Source organism: Tychonema sp. LEGE 07196, assembly GCF_963890365.1.
Taxonomy (GTDB): domain Bacteria; phylum Cyanobacteriota; class Cyanobacteriia; order Cyanobacteriales; family Microcoleaceae; genus Microcoleus.
The window spans coordinates 96533-121218 of the sequence record NZ_CAWPRX010000202.1 but is presented as its reverse complement, the minus strand read 5'-3'; the positions used below and the strand labels follow the sequence as shown (position 1 = coordinate 121218).

Here is a 24686-nt window from a genome sequence, read left to right as displayed (position 1 = left end):
GGGCATAGGGCATCGGGCATCTGGCATCGGGAATAGGCATCCGTGGGAATACCTCACCAAGCTTGAGAACCGCTATAATAAATAATTAATAATAAATAATAAATAAGCTGTCGCGCATTTAAATTGTATATTCAGGGCGAGCGGGAAACCCCACAAGACTTTGATTTTTTTTAATATACAATTTAAATGCCGCAACTGCCAACAGCCAACAGTCAACAGTCAACAGTCAACAGTCAACAGTCAACAGTCAACAATCATTTAGGAACTCCCGCCGTCAAGACTTCGTGATTGTCAACTGTCACCAAAACATCATCTTCAATTCTCACGCCAATACCGCGCCATTTTTCAGGAACCTCCGGCTGTCCTTCAACGGGTTTAATATGAGGAGAAATATAAATCCCCGGTTCCACCGTCAGCACTTGTCCCGCCTGCAAAACTTGCGAATTTTCGCCGTACTGATAAACGCCTGCATCGTGTACGTCCAATCCCAGCCAATGTCCGGTGCGGTGCATATAAAACGGCTTGTATTTCTCTTCTTTAATTATCTCTTCAATGTCCCCCGCCAAAATTTTTAAATCCATTAAACCTTCCACCAAAACGCGCACTGCTGTTTCGTGAATTTTGCTGTAAGGATTTCCCGGATATACTTGACTAATTGCCTGCAATTGTGCTTGCAAAACTAAGTCGTAAATAATCTGTTGTTCGGCGGTGAATTTGCCGCTGACGGGAAAGGTGCGAGTAATGTCGGCGTTGTAGTAGTTGCAAGCACAACCGGCATCTATTAGCAGCAAATCGTTTTCCTGGATTTGGCGGTTGTTTTCGATGTAGTGGAGAACGCAGGCATTGTTACCGGAGGCGACAATGGAAGGATAAGCGGGAGTGCCGCCGTTCATGCCAAAAATATGTTCGATTTCTGCTTGAATTTCGTATTCGTACCTGCCGGGTTTGGCGAATTCTTGGGCGCGGTTGTGGGCGATAACTGAAATATTAGCGGCTTGGCGCATTAATGCTAATTCTGTTTCGCTTTTCACCAGCCGCATCGGGTGTAGGATGATGTTGGAATCTTCGATGGCTGTTGGCCCTGTACCGCGTTTCGGGTAGGTTGCCATCAAGCTTTGCCAGTGATTGAGGATTGTTTGGTTGAAGGTGCGATCGCGCCCGAAGTGATAATATATGCGATCGGCCTTTTCTAGAAATTTTGGCAATTTTTCGGCAAGTTCGGCGATGGGAAACGCTTCATCAGCGCCGTACAACTCCTTAGCGCCTTCTACTCCAGCGCGATAACCGTGCCAAGTTTCTTTTTCCAAGTCTTTTGGCTGCACGAACAAGACAAATTTGTGTTCTTCGTGGTGCGGCGCGAGCACTGCTACCGCCCCCGCTTCGTTGAAACCTGTTAAGTAGAAAAAATCGCTATCTTGTCGGTAGGCGTATTCTACATCGTTGTGCATGACGGCTGCGGGGGCGCTGCGAAATATCGCTGTCCCGCTGCCAATTTTTGCCATTAATTGTTCGCGTCTTTGCCGGTATTCGCTGGGGTTTGTCATTCGATTTTAGATTTTAGATTTTAGATTTTAGATTGAGTTTAATATTAACATTCGGCGATTTCAACCGCTTCTACACTGAAAAAACCCGCAAGTCAAGGGTTGAAGATATAAGTGCTCTGTTTTTTTTCTTGGTCTACTTATTTATTAGTTCGCGATCGCACGGGTGGTCAGAAACCGGGTGGTCAGAAACCGGGTTTTTACGAGAAAACGCTTTACAGCGCCCAGATTTGCGAAAAAACCCGGTTTCTTTGGTTGCGATCGCGAACTGTTTGTGCTATTGTTCGGCGATCGCCAATTTGCAAGTAAAGTCAACCAGCCGAGACAAATATGAGTTTGTGCGATCGACCAAAGTCCATCTCGGATCGAAATTCGACCAATTTTCGCCATCTTCGCTAATTCTGACTGTTCTAAACTCTCGCGAATTGCAGTTAACTTCCATTTGCACCAGCATTTTCTCGTTACTAAACTGCTGAGTGCCTAAAATAATTCTGACGGGATAAGAAGGAGCACCGGGAATATCGGATTTGCTTAATTCTACGCTGCTGGGGTCGATGCAAATATCTACAAAACATCTTAATTTTTCGGCGCTGGCGCTCAAAGTATTGACGGAAATTAATGTTGAAATTACTATCAAACAAATCGATGAATTCTTAATCATATAGTTTCTTTTGATCGAATTTTATTCGCCCTGAATATTCGCCTTTAACTTTTTAAAATTTCTTTTGAGTCGGCGGTTGAAACCGCTGCTAAACAGACAAAACCCGCCTGCGCGGGTTTAATTTCTTCAGTCCGCGCAGGCGGACTTTGTTTGTGTAGTCGCGAATTTTATTCGCCCTGAATATTCGCCTTTAACTTTTTAAAGCTGAGGAACGTATTGTTCTTTTTCAGGAACAAAAGTGTATTCAGAGACGATCAGCCGCAACTCTTCGCCGTCGATGGTTTCTTTTTCAATCAGCAAATCGACTAAACGATCGACCACAGTGCGATTTTCGCGAATAATGCGGCGGGCATCTTCGTAACAGCGATCGACAATTTCCCGGACTTGTCCGTCAATCCGAGAGGCAATTTCTTCGGAATATTCCGATCGCGCCGTGTAGTCGCGGCCGAGGAAAATTTCGCTTTGCTGAGCTTCTAGGGCGATCGGGCCCAAGGTAGACATCCCGTAGCGAGTAACCATTTGGCGGGCCATACCGCTGACTTGCTGCAAGTCGTTGCCGGCACCGGTGGTAACTTCTGCGTCGCCGAAAACTACTTCTTCGGCTGCGCGGCCGCCCAAAGCACCGCTAATCCGGGCTAAGATTTGCGATCGAGAAATCAAACCTTGGTCTTCGCTAGGCATGAACCAAGTCAAGCCGCGAGCTTGTCCGCGAGGGACTAAGGTAACTTTTTGCACGGGATCGTGGGCTTGAATCAAAGTACCGACGACCGCGTGGCCGATTTCGTGGTAAGCAATCAAGCGCTTGCTCTTGCTGTCCACCAGCGGCGTGCCTTCCATACCTGCTACCACGCGATCGACTGCATCGTCAACTTCGAGCATCGTAATCGCTTCTTTCCGGCGGCGGGCGGTCAAAATAGCAGCTTCGTTGAGCAAGTTAGCCAAATCAGCGCCGGTAAAACCCGGAGTGCGGCGGGCGATGGCATCCAAAGAAATCTCTGCAGACAACTTCTTGTTGCGCGCGTGAACTTCCAAAATTTCCAAGCGGCCTTTGATATCCGGCGTATCTACGCTAACTTGGCGGTCAAAACGACCCGGACGCAGCAGCGCCGAATCGAGCACGTCGGGGCGGTTTGTAGCAGCAATGATGATAATCCCAGTATTGCCCTCAAAACCGTCCATTTCGGTCAGCAATTGGTTCAGGGTTTGTTCCCGTTCGTCGTTACCGCCGCCGATGCCTGCGCCGCGCTGGCGGCCCACTGCATCGATTTCATCGATGAAGATTATGCAAGGAGCATTTTCTTTGGCTTTTTTGAACAAGTCGCGGACGCGGGATGCGCCGACACCGACGAACATTTCCACAAATTCTGAACCGGAGATGCTGAAGAAAGGCACGCCTGCTTCGCCTGCGATCGCTTTTGCTAGCAAGGTTTTACCGGTTCCGGGAGGGCCTACTAGCAGCACGCCTTTGGGAATCTTCGCCCCTACTGCGGTGAAGCGTTCGGGTTTTTTGAGGAATGTTACAACTTCTTGAAGTTCTTCTTTGGCTTCCTCTACGCCTGCTACGTCGTCGAACAGTACGCCTGTTTTAGCTTCCATTTGAAAGCGTGCTTTGGATTTGCCAAAGTTCATCGCTTGGCCAGGGCCTCCGGGCACGTTGCCACCGCCACGGCGGAAGAGGAAAAACAGCCCTCCGACTAACAAGAGGGGAAATACTAGATTGCCTAACAGTCCCCAGACTGCGCCGTCGTTCCGCAGGGGATGGGTGTCGAAGCTGATTTGGGAGTCTCTTAGCCTAGAAACGAGTTCCGGGGAATTTGATGGCAAGTCCACCCGCCACCGCTGCTCGCGATTGTCTAATTCGGGATCTACGGCTAGGACGATCGCCGTCCGACCTCCGTCGTACAAATCAACGCTGGTGACTCGACCGGCGTTTAAGTAATCTAAGAATCGACCGTAGCTTAAGCGTGTGCTGGCGGTGTTCTTACTCATTTCTGCTGGGGATGGGGCAAAGGCTCCCTGCCACAAGAAAAAGCCGATTACCAGGGCGGGTAAAGTCCAAAGTAGTATAGTTCGCCAAGAAATTTTCATAAATAGGGATGCCTTGAATTGGGGACAGATCGGGTAAGAGCGCGGTGCCTCCGGAGCGGGACAAAACTTTACACTCAGAATCTTAACTAAATTTAACTTAACAATGCACGATCGGGCAACAGGCCTTGCTCGCGATCGCTAGAAAAAAAAGTTAGGTTAGTTACTGCAACTGCGATCGTCCCGAATATAATGTTTGGTGCTGATTTCGATACCGATATAGGTAGAGTTAAAAGAATCGCCTCAAAACCCACTGTCTTTAAGCGCGGCAGTGTCAAGGGATAAGGCATGATAATGGTGAGGCTCAGTGAGGTAACACATTTCGATGACAACTAGACAGCTTGTTCCTAATTCGGCTATGCTGACGCAGCAGACTAAGATCGCTTCTCACAAATCGATTATTAGTGCTGATTTGGGTCGTACTGCAACTAAAGCTTGCGTAAGTCGCAACCCAAACGGCGTTGTTTTTATCCCCGCCAACGTGGCTAATATGCCAGTGGAAAAGGTGCGGGGCGGCAGCTTTGAGTCCAAAGCAACAGACCCTCTGTTGGATATGTGGCTGGAGTACCAAGGCAAGGGATACGCGATCGGTCAACTGGCTGCAGACTTTGGCGCTAATCTCGGCGGCGCAGACCAGTCGAAAGTAGTGGATGCTTTGGTTAAGGTTTTTTCCTGTGCTGGATATTTCCAGATGAAGGGCGAAATGGCCGTAGTGCTGGGTTTGCCTTTTTATTCCCAGGATCAGTTTGAAAAAGAAAAGGAAGAGATTATCAGCCAACTTCGCTCTCCCCACGTGGTGGTCTACCGAGGTGAGCGCGTGGAAATTGACATCCGCCACGTTTGGGTGATGCCGGAAGGATTCGGCAGCCTGATTTGGTGTGAGGCTCAAGACAATAAGGAGTTTACGCCGGATTTACCGGAACTGTCGGTGGCTGTTGTCGATATCGGACACCAAACTACTGATTTGTTAATGGTCGATCGTTTCCGGTTCGCCCGGGCTGCTTCTAAGAGCGATTCTTTCGCTATGAACAAGTTCTACGAACAAGTAGCCTCCAAAATTCCGGGGGCAGACCCTCAATCTCTGTCTTTACTAGAAGCGGTGAATAAACCAGAAGGCGAGCGTTTCTACCGTCCGAGAGGAGCGACTAAGCCGACTAACTTAGATCCGATTATTAAGGATTTACGGGAGGCTTTCGCTAACGAACTATCCGAACGTTTAGTGCAGTGGCTGCCAGAACGGGTGACGGATGTGGTTCTGACTGGCGGCGGCGGCGAGTTTTTCTGGGAGGTACTCCAACCTTTGCTCAAAGATGCCAATCTTAAGGCTCACTTGGCTCAACCTTCTCGGAAAGCTAATGCTTTGGGACAGTTTATTTATGCTGAGGCTCAGCTAGCCACAATTAAGTAACGCATTAAGGCTTGAACCCTATGGCACTGTGGGCAAAAAATAAGGCGAATTTCTCGGTGGCGTTTACTGAAGATGCTGCCGATCAAACTTTACTGGCCGCTATTGAAAAAGAGTTGGCTTTTACGAAGTATCAGACTTTCGGCAATCTCTGCAAGCAAGCTTTGTGGCAGTTTTTGTCTGTATCTGAGTCTGCTGGCTCTACAACAGATAGCTTTCAGCGCTTGGAACAGCGTATAGCTGAACTTGCGGTCAAATTTGCTGAGTTCGAGCGCCATGTTTCTGCTGAGGAATTAAGCCGTTTGGAAGGACTGGAACATCACCTAAGTCAACTGGGCGCGCAGTTGGATCAGTTGCAGGGAAGTGTTAACAGTAAGTTTGCTCAAGTTTCTTTTGCCCCAGTTTCAAAAGTAGTAGAGCCTGACTCGATTAAGTCTGATTCTGTGGCGGATGATAATGTCATTTCTGATGCTGAGGTTGGGCCTCGTCGGGAGTCCGATCCTTTATTGGAGCGTTTAAGTTCTTTGTTACCGCAAGATTTCTAGTATGAGGTAGAACAAGGCTATCGGGCCTTGAGATTTGATGTTAGCGATCGGCTGTTGACAGTCGATACTAGAATAAATAAAGTCGATCGCTCTTTTGAAAAAAAGGCGATCTTTTTTTTAGTAGTTATTGGTTATTGGTTATTGGTTATTGGTTATTGGTTATTGATTATTGGTTATTGATTATTGGTTATTGGTTATTGGTTATTGGTTATTGGTTATTGGTTATTGGTTGGTAGGGGCGGTGGATGGTGCGGGCCCGCCCTCAGTTGTTAGTTGTTAGTTGTGGGTCATATCAAATCCATTGGCATCGGAATAGTAAATTCACTATTAACAGTTAACAGTTAACATCATGTATGAGTGCAACCGGAATTGATATCATTATTCTCGATATAGCGGTTCTCAATTTTCGTGAAATAGTAACCAATGCCCTGTTTTGCGAAGGCCCTGTTTGGTCAATTTCCTTGATATTATTCGAGCGATCCTAGTTTTTGTAAGCGCGAACGAATAGCGGCCGGCTGTCGCTGAAATCTCTGAGCTAATTCGCCAATTTGTTGACCGCTAGCATATTCTTTCTGCAAATTTTCGTCTTCATCCTGACTCCACTTTACATAAGCTCTGGGATATTTTTGGCGAATTTTCTCGTTCTGGTTTTTAGGTCGATCGGCATTATGCTGCATCTGAGAACTGTCAGACTCCAAATTCGAGCCACCAGCGTTCAACTGCGGGTTGATTGCACCGCTGCGACTAGCTACAGCTTCCTGTATGCGGTTGGGAATTGCAGCAATTTCTTGAGCAAGCTCGACCAAAGCATTGTCTGCTTTTTGCTGAATTTCTGTTAGCTGCCGCTGCTGCAAACTGCCCCACTGCGGCAGTTCGTTGATAAACTGCTGCAAGTCGAGAATGATTGTTGTCAAAGTTTCGATTTGTTGCAACTCCGGGCGCTGTTTGAATTGGCGAGTGGTGACTTCGATCTCGCCTTGAATCATTTTAATCGTTTTTTCTAAAATGATTAGTCGCTGGCGCAGGTTCTCAATGGCGGAAATTAGAGAGTGTACGTTTTCTCCCGATCCAACATTGAGGTTTTCGCGAGATGTTTGGCCTAGGGCTTCGTCTAGGGTATTTACAGCAAGTTGCAATTGCTCGATCGCGCGAGCGGTAATAGTTGCTTGTTGATTTACGCGATCGAACACAGCCGCCGTACTTGTTTTAACTTGCCCGTGCAGCTTCTGCCGGTTCACAAAATTCAACACCAGCGAAATCACTACAGGTACTTCGACATAAACACCCTGCTGCCAAACCAAACTAGCAGCCAATCCCGCAGCCGAAGCAGCAAGAAAAACCAATTCAGCAGTGTCTAACAAATTGCTAGGCTGGGATTTTTTGATGGTAGTTGATGAATTGGATGGTGACATAGGCTAATACCATTTTTGATTTTTGATTTTTGATTGGGAATGACCGAGGTCGATGGGAGTTTGGAGTTTGCCTATAATTGCATTATTTGTAAATCAACTATAAATATGCAGGTAAAAATAAAGTGCGATCGGATGTAGACCCTGAATGGAGCAGCGGTGAAAAACAAATTAAATTTTTTATTAACCGTCATCTCATTAAATATATTAAATCTGCAAAATTACCCGAGCTAAAGAGAAATAAATCAAAACTCCGAGGACATCAACGGCGGTGGTAATAAAAGGAGCAGACATTAAAGCTGGGTCTAAACCCAAAGAACGAAATAGAAACGGCAGAGATGAACCGGCAAGAGAAGCTAAAATTGCGATCGCCAACAAACTTACTCCCACTGCGATTGCTACTGCTAAATTCCCTTGCAGAGTGTAAGCCCAGCCCGTTGCTACAGTCCCTAATATAGCTCCTAACAGCGCTCCCGCCATCCCCTCGCGCACAATTACTTTAAACGGGCCCATCGCCGTAATTTCGTCAGTGTTCAAACCGCGAATTATAACTGTTGAAGACTGGGCTCCGACATTGCCTCCAGTGCCAGTCAGCAGCGGAATAAAGGCTGCTAGGGCGACTACTTGCTGCAAAATATCTTCTTGCGCTCTAATAATTGCCCCAGTGACTGTATTGGTTAAGAGCAGAACAAACAGCCACACGACCCTTTTGCGAGCAACCGTGATCAAATCGGTCTGAAAATAATTGTCGCCGCCGGACTGGACACCGCCCAAGGTATAAATATCTTTATCGGCTTCTTCTTCTAAAATGTCGATCGCGTCGTCAACTGTAATGATCCCCACAAGACGCTGTTCGCGGTCTACAACGGGCACTGCTAAAAAATCGTAACGCTGGATTAGCCTAGCTACTTCTTCTTGATCCGTTCCAGTCTGAACAGAAACTACATCGCGGGTCATAATTTCGCCGACAGTTTTGTCCAGGGGAGAAGTGACTAAATCCCGCAAGGATAAAATGCCCGTCAGGCTGCGGGCTGCGTCGGTGACGTAAAGAGAATAAATTGTTTCAGTAGTTCTAGCCAAAGAGCGAATTCGGTCTAAAGCTTGGGAGACGGTAAAGCTTTCCTTGAGAGAAATGTATTCTGGGGTCATGATCCGGCCGGCGGTACTGGCTTCGTAACCCAAAAGTTGGGCCGTAGCTTCGCGTTCGGTTGGGCTCAATTGACCTAAGAGGCGGCGGACTAATATCGCCGGCAGTTCGTCAAACAGTTTTGCTCGATCGTCCGGCGACATTTTGTCTACAATGTCGAGGACTTCTTGGCGTTTGAATTTTTCGCAGAGGGACTGCTGAACGCTGGAGTCGAGATATTCGTAAACTCCGATAGCTTCGTCTTTGGAAAGCAACCGGAAAGCTATTACTTGCATGGTTTCTGGCAGGCCTTCGATCGCTTCAGCGATGTCCGCCTCCTGCACCGGATGCAAAATCGCTTTTGCTCCTTTAAAGTCTCCTTGTTCCAACAAAGCCCTTAACTGCGATCGAACTAATTCCCGCAGTTCTTTTCGCGCATAAGTGGGAAGCGAAGACGATTGATAACTTTTTTCTGTCACTGATGACCCTCCTAATGCCCTTTTCGCTTTTCGATTTTCGCATAGAAGATTATCGATTAAAGAATTGGGGATGACTTACGGAGTCAGCGGTTTTGGAGTTTACCTACAGTTACATTTTTGGGGGAAACTGGTATAAACCTGTGCTGCGCGCCTTCCTGAATCCAGTTTAGAGCCTATTGACACCACTCGTCGCAGTGATCGAACTTGCCATGACACAATCCGCACTTTACCAGAAAAAATTGGTTTAAAGCCTCTCCCTTGAAGGATCGAAGAAAAAAATTAATTTTCCTCGCCCGCAATCTCCTGGCGATCGAGCGCGGGGTAACTGTCAACCTATATGCTGTCAACTGTTGAACCGATTTGGGATCAAATACATTTATTTTGATCCGTGACACTCATCGGTAGGAAAGGAGAATTGGGCCCGAACACTTTTTCCAACAAATTCGTAGAACTTTGATTGCGAATAAAATTATTGACCGTTTCTTTCCATTCAGTATCACCCGCAGGCAGGATCATGCCATAGGAAATGCAGGTTAAAGGCTGCTCCGGTATCAAAGAATACTGGTTTTGAGTTAAACCCTGTCTCAGCGCTTCTCCAACTAACAGCATTCCATCGCTAGCGAAGGCATCGATTTTTCCGGCTGCCGCATCTGCCACACCAGACTCTCTCCCCGTCATACCTTGATAAATTTTCTGGTTGGCTAGTTGATATCTGCCTGCAATGAATTGTTCGGTAAGAGAACCGCTCAACACGCCAATTGTCGCGCCTTGCAGGAATCCCGAAGGATTGACTCTCAGTTTGTTTTCTGGCTTGACTAACAGATAGGTGCCGCTGTATAAAAAGGGTAGCGAATAGGCAATTCCGCTGGGGGGATTTTGGAGGATTGTATTGGGCCCGCATTCTAGGTGAGCGCGCTTGCTGGTGACGCTGCGGAATCGCCCTTTTTCGGCTGATTCGTTGAGGTTTGTTTCGAGTTTTTCTAAGCGAACAGAGCGATTTAATTTCTTTTCTAAGTCAGCTCGGAAAAGCTCTAACCCTTCGATGCAAACTCCTTGCCACTTTTCGCCTTCTAAGTAGCCGAAGGGAGCAGCATCTTTTCTGATGCCGACTTTCAGAATGCCGGTTTGCTTAATTTCTTGCAGTGCTGTTTCGGCGGAGGCAACTGAAGGTAAAACTGCGGGAAACAATATCGACAAGACGCAGCCGATTGCTGCAAATTTTAGGCTTTTGCTGGTTATTTTTTTGCTTGTCACTTTGGCATTCCTATAAATATTTGGTCGATTATATTATACAAATAAAACAAATGTTGTCAATATATTTTTGGAGTTAATGGGGCGCTTTTGAACTATACCAGGTAACGCAGAGCGATCGGCTATGCCGACTAAATCGCGTGCCGGGGTTCTTCCTCGCTTGCATAGGTTCCCAGGAAGATCCGGGGAACCGATTAACTGCATCATTTCAAGTTCAATGGTAGCTTTGCGACAATAATTAGTTGCTGATTTAATGAAAGTCGATCGCTAGATTGCCATCCTATTTGACAGCCAAATTAAACCAATAACTGATACTTTTCTTGTGCCAAACGGTAAAGCGGCCGCCACACCAAACGGTTAGTCAATACCACCAGCAGCGACATCACAGAAGTAGCTGCTAATAGCAGAGGAAAATTACCCGATGCCGTGGCTTCAGAAATCGTCTCGCCCAAGCCGCTTGTTTTAATTATTTCACCTTTAAACTGCACGTATTCGCTGACAATACTCGCATTCCAAGCTCCCCCTACCGCCGTAATAATTCCTGTAATTAAGTAAGGGAATATTCCGGGAATAATTAAAGTTTTCCATCGCTGAATTAGTGAAAGCTTGTAAACTTGTGCGGCTTCAAACAATTCCGATGGTATGGATTGAGCGCCGGCAATTACATTAAACAGCAAATACCACATTGTACCCAACATCATCAACGCCACAGAACCTATTTGTAAGCCGCCTCCTGCGTGAATTAAAGCTAGCAGCAATACAGGAAATAAAGCCGTTGCTGGTACAGAAGCGGCTATTTGTACTAAGGGTTGCAAAAGTTGAGCTAAACGCGGATTTCGCCCGATCGCCACTCCGAGGGGTACAGTCCACAACAGCGATAAAAATAGGGCGCAAATGACTCGTAAAGCGGTAAAAAATGCACCTCCCATGACTTTTTGCCAGTCCGAAAAACTCAGCAACCTGAGCAGCAGCACTGCTTCCCATGTTCCCCAAAGCACGATCGCGGCAAACCCGCACAGAAACAGCCAATTTATCCAATTTCCGAGGCGGCTTTGCGGGCGATCGCTTGTTGGTAAGTTAGCAGGTGCAAAACCTCTGGCTAAAGTGCGATCGAAACTGTCGCCTAGGGGCGAAATCCGCGATTTCAACACCCGCAGTGTGGGCGATCGCCTTAAAAAATCCAACACCTTTGACTGCGGTACGTTGGTAGCTTCCACGGTTTGATATTTAAATTTTTCTGCCCAAGCAATTAAAGGCTGCCATATAAAAAAGTCGATCGCCACGATCACACCAATTAATACTGCTAAACCCCAGCCGATCGCCCCAAAATTGCCTTCATTGGCTGCTTTGCCCAAATAGGAACCAAGTCCGGGCAAATTAAAATTTTTGTCGCCCAAGGTAAAAGACTCGATCGCAATCAAAAAGAACCACCCGCCAGCCACTGACATGACGCTGTTCCACACCAGTCCGATCGCACCAGCGGGCAATTCTAACGTCCAAAATTGCTGCCAAGCATTGAGGCGATAAACTCGTGCAGCTTCCTTTAGTTCTTGCGGAATGCCGGAAAGCGACTGATAGAAACTAAAGGTCATATTCCAAGTCATTCCAGTAAATATTAAGATAATCGATGCGAGTTCTACGCCGATTCTTTGACCTGGAAATAAAGTCACTAGGGCTAAAACAACTCCGGGCAAAAAAGATAAAACCGGAATTGACTGTAAAATATCTAACAAGGGAATTAAAATTTTGGCAGCTAGGGCAGAACGGTAAGCAGAGTAAGCATAAACTAAGGTAAATAGCAAGGATAAAAAATAGGCGGCTGTCATGCGTAAAAGAGTCTGGGCTGTATACCCTGGCAAGACATTTAGTGTAGTCTCAATTTTAAAGTTAGGGTTGTACTCACCGTTGAATTGAGATGCTGTTTGAACGATTACGAAAATTAGAGAAAATATCGCTAGAATCAGCAAGCCGTCTTGCCAAGTCCAAGCGGATCTTTCTAAAGTTTGATTGGCGGGTATTAGGGGTCTTGTCATAATTATTAGTTATGGGGAATTGGAAATTGGGAATTGGGAATTAGGCATTGGGAATTGGGAATTGGGAATTGGGGATTGGGGATTGGGAATTGGGAATTGGGAATTGGGCATTGTCAACCAGTTGACTGTTGACTGTTGACTGTTAACTGTTAACTGTTAACTGTTGACTGTTGCCAACTAACAACTAACAACTAACAACTAACAACTGCCAACTAACAACTAACAACTAACAACTAACAACTAACAACTAACAACTAACAACTAACAACTAAGAGGGCGGCCGCGCACCATCCACCGCCCCTACTGACTACTGACTACTGACTACTGACTACTGACTATTGACTACTGATTGTTGACTTCTGATTCTAAAAATATTTCGCCTCCTGGTTCGTCGTAGCTGTACAATTCGGCATAGCGACCCAAATCAATCGCGGTTTGCAATTGTCTTATTGCTTCTTTCGGGCTAAAGTGGGCTTCGAGAATATCCAGAATTAACTCTTCTGAAATGCGGTGATTGCGCTTGGCCTGAAGCATTCTATAAATTTGCTGTACGAGGAGAATGTTGCTGATAATTTGGGTGCGGACAATTTGTTTGCGCTGGTCAATTCCGCCGGCTATGAATTGAAGGCCAACTGGTGTTAAAAGCAGGTCGCCTTCTTGGATTACTAGGAATTCCATTAATTTTGCTGCTTCGACGATCGGCAAAATGTCGTCTACCTCTAGCATTAATTCTTGACCGAGGCGGTAGAGGTCTTTCTCCTTGCGGTCTTCTAGCAGTTCCAGCAAACCTGCGATCGCACCTGTTCGCACCTGCGGCAGAGATTGGTATTTAGGCGTTGGGGCGGGTTGAGGCTCAGATGCAGTAGTAGCGGTACTTTCAGCGGGTGCTGTCATCGTGAAGCAGCTCAATTCGGGATTGGTGAGAATTTTGTAAACTTGGTCTACGAGAGTTTGGAATTCGGCTGTTTTGCGATCGCGGTAGTGCGGCAAATTCACGGTCAAGTCGGCGCGAATTCGCCCCGGATTGCGGCCGAGGACTACAATGCGATCGGCTAAAATAACCGCTTCCTCAATCCCGTGAGTTACGATTAACACAGCTTTGGTGGGAATCTTTTTTTCCAGCCACAAATCTAATAACTCAAACCGCAAGTTTTCAGCAGTCAGAACATCTAAAGCTGAAAACGGTTCATCCATGCAAAGCAGTTCGGGTTCCACCGCCAAAGCTCTAGCAAATCCCACCCGCTGCCGCATTCCGCCAGAAAGTTCTTTAGGATAAGCATTTTCAAATCCGTCCAAACCGATAATATCAATCATCTTCAAGGCTTTTTGGAGGCGCGATTCGGGCATTTCTCCTTTAGCTTTTAATCCTAATTCTACATTTTCTAGTACCGTCAACCAGGGATAAAGAGCAAAATTTTGAAATACAATTGCCACCCCAGGATTTAAGCCGATCAAAGGACGATTGTGGTAGAAAATTTGACCTTCGCTGGGCGGAATTAGTCCGGCTATCATCCGCATTAATGTTGATTTACCTGACCCGGAAGGGCCGAGCAAAGCTACTATTTCGCCCGATCGCAATTCTAAATTAATTTGCTCTAAAATAGAAATTTTTTGACCGTTTGGCTGCTGGTAAGCTTTGCTAACGCCTTTTAAGGTAATGAGGCACTCTGTTGCTGTTTTAGCTATCACAGCTAAACCCCCTCGCTTGTTGTTTAAGTTTAGATATTAGTCATTAGTCATTGGTCATTGGTCATTAGTCATTAGTCATTGGTCATTAGTCATTGGTCATTAGACCAAAAATATCATAAACTCAGGGCTATTTCATTCTTTGTAGGGGCAATCCTCCCGCGATCGCCCTCCTAGACAGGGGAGGGTCGGCCCGCACCATCCACGACCCCTACAAAATCCTGATTTTCCTGAGAATGAAATAGCCCCGATCGTAAACTGACAACGGATATTTGTCTGCAGACAGGAATTCCCGTCCGCTAGTCTTAAAATTGATTCTTGGGTTTCCATACCTATACCCTATAAACTCATTTTTAGCAAGACCTGCTGGCGACAATGGGTAAAATCTGCGAGATATCAATTAAAGCTGAAATAATGAGCGATCGCCAAAACTTGGTTTCTCTAAAAAAACTGGATTTTGAGATTAATTTTCAATATTATTGCTACAATGAGTAATTCTATATAAATTATCTTTAATTTGCCGACAACTCGCCGGACTTAGGCATTGGTGGTTTTTTACAGGTGCTCGATTCTCTATAATGTAAAGATGTAAACGGTATTTGATATATTTGCCAATTCGTGTTAAAATGCTGCCTAACTGAACGGCGATTACTCCAAATATGGCACTGGCTACCCAGTAAAAAATGGCAATGCTGTAAGCTCGATCGCGCTACAAGACATTGGAGTCTAAACCGTAAGTTAAAAAAGTAGTATAGAACCCATTTGATATCTATTCTGCGTAAATCTCAGAAACCGGGTTTCTATCTATATTTCTCGTCACCCAACCAAAAACTCCAAGAATACCCAGTTTCTCGCCCCTTGCGTAAATAGCAAAAACCAGTTTTTCTCTATATTTATCGTCACCCAACCCACAAACTCAAAAATGTCAAATGGGTTATATATCGATACAAATTTCCTCAATCTTGGCTGTACGCCCAAAAAAGTCACCAATTGTTACAGACTAGCGATGTCGGAGATTTGCAGGGGCAAAATTGAAATTTTAAATTTTAAACTTTGATGTTGAAAAATTAAGTTTGTTGTGCGTTGTTAGGTGAAGGGAATTATCATAAATTTAAGTGCGCTAAACCGTACCTGCAAGTGGGCGATATCCGACAGGCGGCTTCAATGCTAAAATGTCAGAATGAATTCTGGCGCTATAAATACAAAGTCCATTCCCAGCGGATTTAAGAAAGGAGATAATTGATATGACAGATCCAAATGTGACTGAAACAACAATTGTAGAGGTAACTCCCGAAACGACGGCGATCGTCAAACAAGAGATGCCCGATGCGACTGATGAAACGATCGCAGAAACTGCGGCTTTGTTTGAATCAATCAAAAAACGCGCCGCTGCCGAATTTCAAGCCGCCGGCGAACTCACCCGCGAAGCTTATTTGAAAGCTGTGACGAAAGCCAGTGAGGCGATCGACGAAAATAAGTCGATCGCCAAAGACAGAATGAAAGAAGCAGTCAGCCTGATCAAAAAAGAATCCGAGAAAAATTGGCTGGTACTTGATGCGATTAAAACGCGGGCGCAAGCGCAGGTACAAGATGCCGGCGAAGTCAGTCGCGAAGCTTATTTGAAAGCAGTGCGACAAGCGCGAGAAGCGGTGGAACAAAATAAATTGGTCGAACGATCTCGCATCGAACAAGCTGTTGACGACATTCAGAAACAAACTGAAAAAAATTGGCACGTTGTTGTGGGAGAAATTGAGTCACTGGGTACTCGCTTGAAGGAAACGGCTAAGTCTGCATGGAACTCGCTAACGGCGTTTGTTGAGAAGTCTCGCAACAATGGCGGCGATTCCTAGCAAGATTGGACACAATCTGGCAATGTTTGCGCTACAGCCCGCCCGCCCGGTTTCAAAGCTGGGCGGGCTAATAGCGATCGCCCTTTAATTTGCATTCAGCAAAAGGTTCAGCCATACTGCATAATAAAAAAGCTTTATTTTTAGTCCAAAACCCCGAACCATGAGAACTTACTACTGCGGCGACCTGCGAAGCAAACATATCGGAGAGACTGTCACCCTTTACGGCTGGGTGGATCGCCGCCGCGATCATGGCGGAGTGATTTTTCTCGATGTGCGCGATCGATCGGGTATTGTGCAAATTGTCAGCGATCCCGAACGCACCCCCGACTCCTATCACGGCGCTGAGTCTTTGCGCGGCGAATACGTGGTGAAAATTACCGGTAGAGTCACCAGCCGGCCCGAAGATTCCCTCAACCCCAAATTACCTACGGGTGAAGTAGAAATTTACGCGGACGAAATTGAGTTGTTAAATGCGGTACGCAAGCAGTTACCGTTTCAGATTTCCACGGCGGATAATGAAAATGTGCGGGAAGATTTGCGGCTGAAATATCGGTATTTGGACTTGCGGCGCGATCGTATGAGTCGCAATTTGCAGCTTCGCCACCAAGTTGTCAAAGCTATGCGCCGCTACCTGGAAGATGTCGGCAATTTTATGGAAATTGAAACGCCGATTTTAACTCGATCGACTCCCGAAGGTGCCAGAGATTATTTAGTTCCCAGCCGCGTCAACTTGGGCGAATGGTATGCTTTGCCGCAGTCGCCGCAGTTGTTCAAACAATTGTTAATGGTTTCGGGATTCGACAGATACTATCAAATTGCCCGCTGTTTCCGCGATGAAGATTTGCGCGCCGACAGACAGCCGGAATTCACGCAATTAGACATGGAAATGAGTTTCATGTCTTTAGAAGAAATCCTCGAATTAAACGAAGGTTTAGTTTGCCAAATTTTCCAAAGTGTCAAAGGTGTAGAATTGCCCCGTCCTTTCCCGCGTTTGACTTACGCCGAAGCAATGGATCGCTACGGTAGCGACAAACCGGATACTCGTTTCGGTATGGAATTAATCGATGTTTCCGATTTGATGAAAGATTCGGGATTTAAGGTATTTTCTGGCGCGATTGCTGCGGGCGGAATTGTGAAAACTTTGCCGATTCCGGGGGGGAATGAGGCTTTTTCTAACGAACGGATTAAAAAAGGCGATTTGTTTAAGGAAGCCACTGAAGCGGGTGCGAAGGGATTGGCTTTTATCCGGGTGCGGGAAAATGGCGAAATTGATACGATCGGCGCAATTAAGGATAATTTGACGGAAGCGCAAAAACAGGAATTGCTCGATCGCACGGGCGCGAAACCAGGTCATTTGTTGTTGTTTGCAGCAGCCGACGCGACTGCTGTCAATAAGACTTTGGATAGATTGCGTTTGTTTGTCGGTAACGAATTGGGACTGATTGACAAAGAGAAGATGAATCTGCTGTGGGTGACAGATTTCCCGATGTTTGAATGGAACGCTGAGGAGAAGCGTTTAGAAGCTATCCATCACCCGTTTACTGCGCCGCATCCTGACGATATTCACGATTTGAAGACGGCGAGGGCTCAAGCTTACGACTTGGTGTTAAACGGCACAGAAGTGGGCGGTGGTTCTCTGCGGATTTATCAGCGGGATGTTCAGGAAAAGGTGTTTGAGGCGATCGGTTTATCGACTGAGGAAGCTTACAATAAGTTCGGCTTTTTGTTGGATGCGTTTGAGTACGGAACTCCGCCCCACGGCGGCATTGCTTACGGTTTGGATCGGTTGGTGATGCTGTTGGCGGGCGAGGATTCGATTCGCGATGTGATTGCGTTTCCGAAGACTCAACAGGCTGGTTGTTTGCTGACGAATGCGCCTGCTGGTGTGGATGATAAGCAGTTGAAGGAGTTGCAAGTGCGATCGACTTACGTACCGAAAACATAGGTATAGCAATCCTAAATCATTTGTGAATTTCTTACTCCCTCCCCGCGGGTTCGGGGAGGGTTGGGGTGGGGTAAAAAGTTTACGACTCCTGCAAGGATTGCGAGATGTAAAATACCTTCAATGAATAGTGGATGGGTGGCGAGAAACCGGGTTTTTTCCAGAATACTTCGCCACACATCCTAGAAACTGCCAAAAACCCGGTTTCTTTGGTTTAGAAATCTTACAAGATATTTTAGCAGATAATATTGATGGGTAGAAAACGCGATATTAAACAGGTTGATGCGATCGCTAGGGAGTTTAAGATGGGAGGTGAATTAAGGATTGCTTTTGGTTTATTCATTGAGGAAGAAAAGAAAAATGGTTATGGCGGAACTTTAAACCGTAGAGGCGATTTTACCTATGAAGAACTCCGCCAGAAAGCAAAAGAATTTTTAGAGGATATTTAAATGGCTATTCAAACATCCATTGCTAATCAGAAACCAAATATCGAGCAAATTATTTCAGTCATTACTAAACCGATGATCGGAGAAATTTGTCATCAGGTTATATTTAGTTATGGGGATGAATTACGGCTAGATTTCGGTGAGATGTCTGCCTATACTCACCCAAAATTAGCACATCTATGCAAAGGTAGTTGGCAATTTGGCACAAGGGCAACACCTTGGGTTTTCAAGCAAGGCGATCGCATTTTAACTTCTTCCTTGCCAGTAGATATAGATGAGCTAGAAATAGATGAGGTAGAAATAGATGCTGTCAAAAAACTTTTGCAGCAATTGGAAAATAAAGAATTGATTGATTTTGTGATTTGTGCTCATAATATTAGTCTCACTCTAGTTTTTGAGGGTGATTACCAACTAATTTTACAGCCAGATTTCCCAGATGATTCTGGACTTCCCTATTGGGAATTGTTCATGCCAACAGAACAAGTTTTGACGGTTGGGCCTGGATTATTTTGGGAATGTAAATCAATTCACGAACGTTAAATGATTACGGAAAGTATCTGTAAATCTCTTTCCTATGCAGTATCCTGACAAAACAGACTATGCCATCATTAACTTTAATACCGATGCGGTAATCTCCCAGCCTAATGCGATAGTAATCTCCATCGCCTTTGAGTTTTTTAAGATTGCTGACTTCATTTAATTTTTGTGCATTCTCAACATCTTCTATCGCTTCCTGAATTCTTTCAAACAAGTCGGCATCAAGAATTTTGAGCAAATCCTTTTCAAAGCTCTTTTTAAACTCAACATTCATGGTTGTCCCTTCAGAATTTTGAATATTTGCTCGCGGCTGACTGTTTCAGTATTTTCACCTTCTTTGATAGCATTTTCCATCCCTATATCTTCTAGGGCTTCGGTTAAAATTTCCGAAAAGACTTCTTTTTGTTCTTTTAACAGCTCAAAAATAGCTGCTTTGAGCAATTCTTTAAGCTTGGTTTCGTCTAGAGTAATGTTAGACATAACTTTTTTGTGTGCTATTTTTTTAAGGTCTTAATCATATCACAAAACAGGAGAAATTTAGCCAACTTCAGTTCGCGAGTGGCCAGAAACCGGGTTTTTTTGAGAATTATTCGCTGCGCCTCGTAGAAGTGGCCAAAAACCCGGTTTCTTTAAGACTCTAAATGAACTCTTTTGAGCCAATTTACGACACTTTGAAGTAAATCCGAGTCATGGGGCGAGAAGGTTTGCAGCGGTGGGTGAGACGTATCTGCGACAACACAAAGCGTACCGTCGAAGCGGGTAAGAGCATTGAGGAAAGTAGGACTCAAACCTTGGGCGGCGGGGGATGTGGGGTCTTGGTAGAAGATGAGGATGGGGTGTTTGTCGCTGTCTAGGAGTTGCCAAAAGAACACGGTGCGTCAGGGTATTAGTGCGATCGCAAGTCCAAACACGTGCGTTAAGTGCTACATTATTTACAAATCATTTTTGTAAAAGCAAAAGGCTGATCCAATGGAACCATCCAACCTTACCCGGCGACTGAAAGATTTGGAAGACAATATTAAAAAAGATTTTGCTTTACTCAAAGACTACGAAGATGCCTTACGCGATGAAGATGATCCACGTCGCAAGGGTAAATATAATCGAGCAATTGAGCAATTAAGGGAATCAGCGAATCGCTATCAGCAGGAATACGATCAACTGCATCAGCAGATAACTGGTGAATCAACTGTACAAATGCACAGCGTAGCTATGCAGTTAGAACAGATGAACAAGAAATTAGACCAATTATATGTTGGGCAGAAAGCTATTTATGGAAACATTAACCACCTGCGACAAGGATTACTAGCCCATTATGAGGCTGGTGAAAAAAATATTATTTCTGCAATCACAAATCAGTTGAATGAATCTCAAGTGACTACCATTTCTGCTTTGTTAGATGCAATAGAAGCTAACCAAGTGTCAGATGCAGAAATGCAGAATATTTTATCGAGTATCCAGGAAGGTTTAAGTATATTACAACAACGCGCTGTTACTTTGCCTGGTAGTCAGGGAGATATCGTCGAAGTGATTAATGCACCTCAAATGGATTTTAAGCATAGATTAAAGGTTGCGGTGCCTCTTATTCCTTTTATCTTGGACTATGAAGGTGAATTAGAGCTAGGTACAGGAATAAATCTCAAAGAAGCTTTGAAACAATTTATGGCGCGGCTGCGGCTTATAGGGGGGTAAATCGTGGAGCCGCACCATCAACGTAAGAATGATTTAGAAGAAAACATAAAAGAGGAATACAAACTACTGAAGCAATTAGAAGAGGGTTTGCGTTTGGCTTCAGAGCCACAGCAGAAAACCAAATTCAACAAGGACATAGAGGAAGTTAAAAGTAGGGTTGGCAATTATAATGTCGAATTAAATTCCCTAGGTCAAAGTCAACAAGATAAAAATTCTCTTGTTCGTGCAATGACAAATATTACATTCAAGGAGTTGGATATAGTGACACAGGGAATTATTTGTATGTCCATACCTTCTGATACTAACTTTTCAGTTACTCCTCCTTTGGAAAAAATGTTTAATAATCAACTGACTGGGGCTGCTCAATCAAGATTAATGACAGGGGTAATTCAAGCCAAGATGGTTAGCAACTTTGTTGACAATATGGTCAATGTAATCCCTGACTTTCCAGAAAGGCTAAAAGTAGGATTCGTTACTGAGTATCAAAGACTCCAAGGAATAGGATTAGAGGGAAATGCTCTATTTAATGCCTTACATGAATTTTCTTGCCATCATAGCTCAGACTACGATCTAAAAGCGGCTGGCTTAGCAGTTCTTTACTATCTTTTTGAAAAGTGCGAGGTGTTTGAAAGATGACTCTTTCTACAGAGGCAGCTTCTACATATAACTACTCAAGGATTTTACCTACAAAACACATCTCTACCCGTCGCTCTTTGTTGGGAGTAGGTGCTAAAATAATAGAACATTTATATCAACCGAGAACAGTATCATCACTTTGGAGTGCTGTTTCCACGATGCCGGAAGTCGCAACCTTTGAACGGTTTGTTTTGACTCTGGATATCCTATACGCTATTGGGGCAATTGAAATGGATGCAGGAATACTTCGTAGGAGTCGTCGATGATTCATGCTGTTCGCTGTAATCATGCTTCATTTAAAGCTGTCGAATTTAGACCAGGCTTTAATGTAGTCTTGGCCGATCGTACAGAAGAGTCTGGAAGCAAAGACTCTCGTAACGGTTTAGGTAAATCAACTTTAATTGAAATAATTCACTTTTGCCTTGGAGCTACATTACCAAGAGCTAAAGGACTGGGTTCTAAAAATTTACAAGGCTGGGCATTTACCCTAGACATTACACTTGCTAATAAAGTTATTACAGTTACTAGAAGTATTGATAAGCAGGAATCTAATCAGGTAGCAATTGAAGGAGATACTACTTCATGGCCTATTCAGCCGAAAGAAAAAGAAGGGAAAAAAATTATAAGCCTGGTAAAATGGAAAGCATTACTAGGAAATCTTCTGTTTGACTTGCCAATTGATAATAATGAAGATCAAAAATTCAAACCTACATTTAGAGGGCTAATTTCTTATTTTATCCGCCGTGGACGAGACGCATTTTCTACTCCGTTTGAACATCACAGAAAGCAATTTGAGTGGGAAAAGCAAGTTAATAATGCTTTTTTACTAGGTTTGGCTTGGGAAGATGCGAGAGATTTACAACTTTTAAAAGATCGACAAAAATTACTGGATAATATCAAAAAACTAAAAAAAGACACAGAGACAGGAGTTGCAATTGGCATCTTGGGTTCTCTAGGGGAACTCGAAGCTTTAAAAGTAGAAGTAGAGTCACAGTTACGCGAGAGAAAAAAAACATTAAGTAATTTTCGCGTAGCTGATCAATACCACGAACTAGAGGCTAATACAAATCGGTTGACTGCGGAAATTCATGAAGCAACTAATAACAATATTGCAGAAAAGAAATTATTAGAATTTTATCAATCTAGCCTGGAAGCAGAAAATGAGCCGTCTCCAGAGGATGTGACTAATATATATGAAAGTGTCGGCATTGAACTTCCTGGTTTGGTAGTTAGAAGATTGGAAGAAGTTGAAAGATTTCATCGTAGACTTATAGAAAATCGTCGCGATTTTCTATCGAATGAAATTGATCGTATCAGGAGAGATATATCATCTAGAGAAATTCTCATACGTGAAAAAATAGAAGAACGTGCTTCTTTATTGGAAGTGCTACAAACACATGGTGCTTTAGAAGAGTACACAATACTTCAAGAACTTTATCTAGAAACTGTATCTAATCTAAACGATATCAAAAAACGTATAGAAGAGTTAAATAGGTTTGAAGAAGGAAAAAGTGCTTTAAAGATTGAAAAAGAACGTGTATTACAACGCGCACGTAGTGACTATCAAGAACGACGTGTTCAAGCAAATCGGGCTATAGATTTATTCAATACAAACTCTCGATTTCTTTACGGTGTCCCAGGAAGGTTAATTATTAATGTAGGCGACAATGGTTTTCAGTTCAATGTAGAGATTAGCCGTGATGGCAGCGAAGGTATCGATAACATGAAAATATTTTCTTATGACTTAATGCTGGCACAGCTTTGGTCTGAACGCGATCCTTCACCACGTATATTAATTCATGACAGTACCATTTTTGATGGTGTTGATGAGAGACAAGTGAGACTTGCTCTTGAATTGGCCGATAGAGAATCTAGAAAATATGGCTTTCAATATATCTGTACTTTAAACTCCGATATGGTTCCATACGCTGAGTTTGCAGCAGATTTTGATTTTGATTCCTTTGTAAGACTTAGACTTACAGACGAAAGTGATGAGAGTGGACTACTAGGCATTCTCTTTTAGAAATACAGTGGCTTGGAGCCACATGAGGTACAATTTGAAGAAAACTCAGAACGCTCCAGAGCGATGAAAGATAAAAATAGTTTGAACCATTTTATTGATGTAATGCGTTAACCTAGTTAACTACAGCTCTCCCCAAGATAATCTATGCTTCTTGCCCGCATCCAAGAACTAGCCGCCACCCTCGCACCCCGCTTGATCGAAATTCGCCGCCACATCCACTCGCACCCCGAACTCAGCGGCCAAGAATACCAAACAGCCGCCTACGTAGCCGGTGTTCTCGCATCCAGCGGAGTCCGCGCCATAGAAGGAATCGGCAAAACAGGAGTGCTCGGCGAGCTCAAAGTTGACAACACAGAGTCCCGGTGGCTGGCAATTCGCACCGATATGGACGCTTTGCCAATTCAAGAACGTACTAACCTAGAATTTGCCTCCCGCAACGAGGGAGTGATGCACGCCTGCGGCCACGATATCCACACCACAGTCGGTTTGGGCGCGGCAATGATTTTGTCGAAGTTAAAAGAAAAATTGCCCGGTAACGTCCGCTTTTTGTTTCAGCCTGCAGAAGAGATTGCCCAAGGCGCTCAATGGATGATTAAAGATGGAGCGATGCAAGATGTTGACGGCATCCTCGGAGTGCACGTTTTTCCGACGATTCCCGGCGGTTGTGTCGGTATCCGCCACGGGGCACTGACGGCGGCGGCGGATGACCTAGAAGTGATTGTAATGGGCGAATCCGGCCACGGTGCGCGTCCTCACGAGGCGATCGATGCAATTTGGATAGCTTCTCAAGTAATTACCAGTTTGCAGCAGGCAATTAGCCGGATGCAAAATCCTTTGAGGCCTGTGGTTTTGACGATCGGGCAAATTAGCGGCGGACGAGCGCCCAACGTGATTGCCGATCGCGTAAAATTATTGGGAACCGTGCGATCGCTGCATCCCGAAACCCACGAAAAACTACCGGCTTGGATTGAACAAATCGTTTCCAGCGTCTGCGCGACTTACGGCGCAAAATACGAACTCACCTACAAGCGCGGCGTGCCCGGAGTCCAAAACGACCCAAAACTGACGCAATTAGTCGAAACTGCAGCTTTAGAAGCTTTAGGTCGATCGCGCGTGCAAATTTTACCAGAACCATCCCTCGGCGCGGAAGATTTTTCAATGTATCTAGAACACGCACCGGGAACCATGTTTCGCTTGGGAGTGGGACTGACTGACAAACCCAACTATCCCCTGCATCACCCGCAGTTTGAGGTGGATGAAGCGGCTATTGTGACCGGCGCTGTCACCTTAGCCTATGCCGCCTGTCAGTATTGGAAACAGCCAGCAACTAAGTGATATCAAA

22 protein-coding genes are annotated in these 24686 nt (G+C 44.9%); 11 read left to right on the top strand and 11 right to left on the bottom strand.

Annotated elements, in window-relative coordinates:
- Positions 1–254: 254 nt before the first annotated feature.
- The 3 genes from AACV78_RS24830 to ftsH2 all read right to left on the bottom strand — a co-directional run bounded on the left by AACV78_RS24830 (position 255) and on the right by ftsH2 (position 4290).
- Positions 255–1544: an aminopeptidase P N-terminal domain-containing protein gene (locus AACV78_RS24830; RefSeq protein ID WP_194008110.1), complete on the bottom strand. Its 1290-nt coding sequence runs from the start codon at positions 1542–1544 to the stop codon at positions 255–257.
- A 274-nt stretch (positions 1545–1818) separates the two neighbouring features.
- A complete protein-coding gene (locus tag AACV78_RS24825; protein WP_194008111.1) occupies positions 1819–2202 on the bottom strand; it encodes a hypothetical protein in 384 nt (127 codons plus the stop codon).
- Positions 2203–2400: 198 nt separating this feature from the next.
- A complete protein-coding gene (gene ftsH2, locus AACV78_RS24820) occupies positions 2401–4290 on the bottom strand; it encodes an ATP-dependent zinc metalloprotease FtsH2 (RefSeq protein ID WP_194008112.1) in 1890 nt (629 codons plus the stop codon).
- A gap of 322 nt (positions 4291–4612) precedes the next feature.
- On the opposite strand from ftsH2, the gene AACV78_RS24815 reads away from it, so the two are divergent.
- A complete protein-coding gene (locus tag AACV78_RS24815) occupies positions 4613–5695 on the top strand; it encodes a filament morphology actin-like protein FcmB (RefSeq protein ID WP_194008113.1) in 1083 nt (360 codons plus the stop codon).
- A gap of 20 nt (positions 5696–5715) precedes the next feature.
- Complete coding sequence (locus tag AACV78_RS24810; RefSeq protein ID WP_194008114.1) at positions 5716–6237, top strand: filament morphology membrane protein FcmC; 522 nt, start codon at positions 5716–5718, stop codon at positions 6235–6237.
- A 467-nt stretch (positions 6238–6704) separates the two neighbouring features.
- Here the strand turns inward: AACV78_RS24810 and AACV78_RS24805 are convergent, their stop codons facing one another.
- From AACV78_RS24805 to AACV78_RS24785, 5 genes are all read right to left on the bottom strand, one after another.
- A complete protein-coding gene (locus tag AACV78_RS24805) occupies positions 6705–7649 on the bottom strand; it encodes a hypothetical protein (RefSeq protein WP_194008115.1) in 945 nt (314 codons plus the stop codon).
- A 204-nt stretch (positions 7650–7853) separates the two neighbouring features.
- A complete protein-coding gene (mgtE, locus tag AACV78_RS24800) occupies positions 7854–9251 on the bottom strand; it encodes a magnesium transporter (RefSeq protein WP_194008116.1) in 1398 nt (465 codons plus the stop codon).
- A gap of 366 nt (positions 9252–9617) precedes the next feature.
- The gene (locus AACV78_RS24795) at positions 9618–10505 is read right to left on the bottom strand and encodes a transporter substrate-binding domain-containing protein (RefSeq protein WP_194008117.1); all 888 of its coding nucleotides are present in this window, start codon (positions 10503–10505) and stop codon (positions 9618–9620) included.
- A 293-nt stretch (positions 10506–10798) separates the two neighbouring features.
- Positions 10799–12535 (bottom strand): ABC transporter permease, encoded by a 1737-nt coding sequence (locus tag AACV78_RS24790; protein WP_194008118.1) that lies wholly within the window; start codon positions 12533–12535, stop codon positions 10799–10801.
- A gap of 342 nt (positions 12536–12877) precedes the next feature.
- Complete coding sequence (locus tag AACV78_RS24785; protein ID WP_194008119.1) at positions 12878–14224, bottom strand: AAA-associated domain-containing protein; 1347 nt, start codon at positions 14222–14224, stop codon at positions 12878–12880.
- A gap of 1241 nt (positions 14225–15465) precedes the next feature.
- Between AACV78_RS24785 and AACV78_RS24780 the strand changes: the two genes are divergently transcribed.
- The 4 genes from AACV78_RS24780 to AACV78_RS24765 all read left to right on the top strand — a co-directional run bounded on the left by AACV78_RS24780 (position 15466) and on the right by AACV78_RS24765 (position 18999).
- The gene (locus AACV78_RS24780) at positions 15466–16071 is read left to right on the top strand and encodes a hypothetical protein (protein ID WP_194008120.1); all 606 of its coding nucleotides are present in this window, start codon (positions 15466–15468) and stop codon (positions 16069–16071) included.
- Positions 16072–16231: 160 nt separating this feature from the next.
- Positions 16232–18016, top strand: coding sequence for an aspartate--tRNA ligase (aspS, locus tag AACV78_RS24775; RefSeq protein ID WP_194008121.1), 1785 nt, complete (start codon positions 16232–16234; stop codon positions 18014–18016).
- 248 nt (positions 18017–18264) lie between these two features.
- Entirely contained in the window at positions 18265–18462 is a 198-nt protein-coding gene (locus AACV78_RS24770) for a hypothetical protein (RefSeq protein ID WP_194008122.1), read from the top strand.
- Positions 18463–18999: a hypothetical protein gene (locus AACV78_RS24765; protein WP_194008123.1), complete on the top strand. Its 537-nt coding sequence runs from the start codon at positions 18463–18465 to the stop codon at positions 18997–18999.
- A 4-nt stretch (positions 19000–19003) separates the two neighbouring features.
- Here AACV78_RS24765 and AACV78_RS24760 read toward each other — a convergent pair whose 3' ends face one another.
- From AACV78_RS24760 to AACV78_RS24750, 3 genes are all read right to left on the bottom strand, one after another.
- Positions 19004–19270 (bottom strand): type II toxin-antitoxin system RelE family toxin, encoded by a 267-nt coding sequence (locus AACV78_RS24760; protein ID WP_194008124.1) that lies wholly within the window; start codon positions 19268–19270, stop codon positions 19004–19006.
- Positions 19267–19476, bottom strand: a complete 210-nt coding sequence (locus AACV78_RS24755) for a hypothetical protein (protein WP_194008125.1) — start codon at positions 19474–19476, stop codon at positions 19267–19269. Before AACV78_RS24755 ends, AACV78_RS24760 begins: the two co-directional genes overlap by 4 nt.
- Positions 19477–19625: 149 nt before the next feature.
- A complete protein-coding gene (locus tag AACV78_RS24750) occupies positions 19626–19868 on the bottom strand; it encodes an NACHT C-terminal alpha/beta 1 domain-containing protein (protein ID WP_228042002.1) in 243 nt (80 codons plus the stop codon).
- Between the two features lie 97 nt (positions 19869–19965).
- On the opposite strand from AACV78_RS24750, the gene AACV78_RS24745 reads away from it, so the two are divergent.
- The 5 genes from AACV78_RS24745 to AACV78_RS24730 all read left to right on the top strand — a co-directional run bounded on the left by AACV78_RS24745 (position 19966) and on the right by AACV78_RS24730 (position 24679).
- A complete protein-coding gene (locus AACV78_RS24745) occupies positions 19966–20685 on the top strand; it encodes a hypothetical protein (RefSeq protein WP_194008126.1) in 720 nt (239 codons plus the stop codon).
- Between the two features lie 3 nt (positions 20686–20688).
- Positions 20689–21321 carry a hypothetical protein gene (locus AACV78_RS24740; RefSeq protein ID WP_194008127.1) on the top strand — a complete coding sequence of 211 codons (633 nt, stop codon included), beginning with the start codon at positions 20689–20691 and terminating at the stop codon, positions 21319–21321.
- Positions 21318–21587 (top strand): ABC-three component system middle component 6, encoded by a 270-nt coding sequence (locus tag AACV78_RS28810; protein ID WP_333152021.1) that lies wholly within the window; start codon positions 21318–21320, stop codon positions 21585–21587. Before AACV78_RS24740 ends, AACV78_RS28810 begins: the two co-directional genes overlap by 4 nt.
- Positions 21584–23344 carry a DUF2326 domain-containing protein gene (locus AACV78_RS24735; protein ID WP_194008128.1) on the top strand — a complete coding sequence of 587 codons (1761 nt, stop codon included), beginning with the start codon at positions 21584–21586 and terminating at the stop codon, positions 23342–23344. The genes AACV78_RS28810 and AACV78_RS24735 overlap by 4 nt, the downstream gene beginning before the upstream one ends.
- A gap of 144 nt (positions 23345–23488) precedes the next feature.
- Positions 23489–24679: a M20 family metallopeptidase gene (locus AACV78_RS24730; protein WP_194008129.1), complete on the top strand. Its 1191-nt coding sequence runs from the start codon at positions 23489–23491 to the stop codon at positions 24677–24679.
- The last annotated feature ends 7 nt before the right edge of the window (positions 24680–24686 follow it).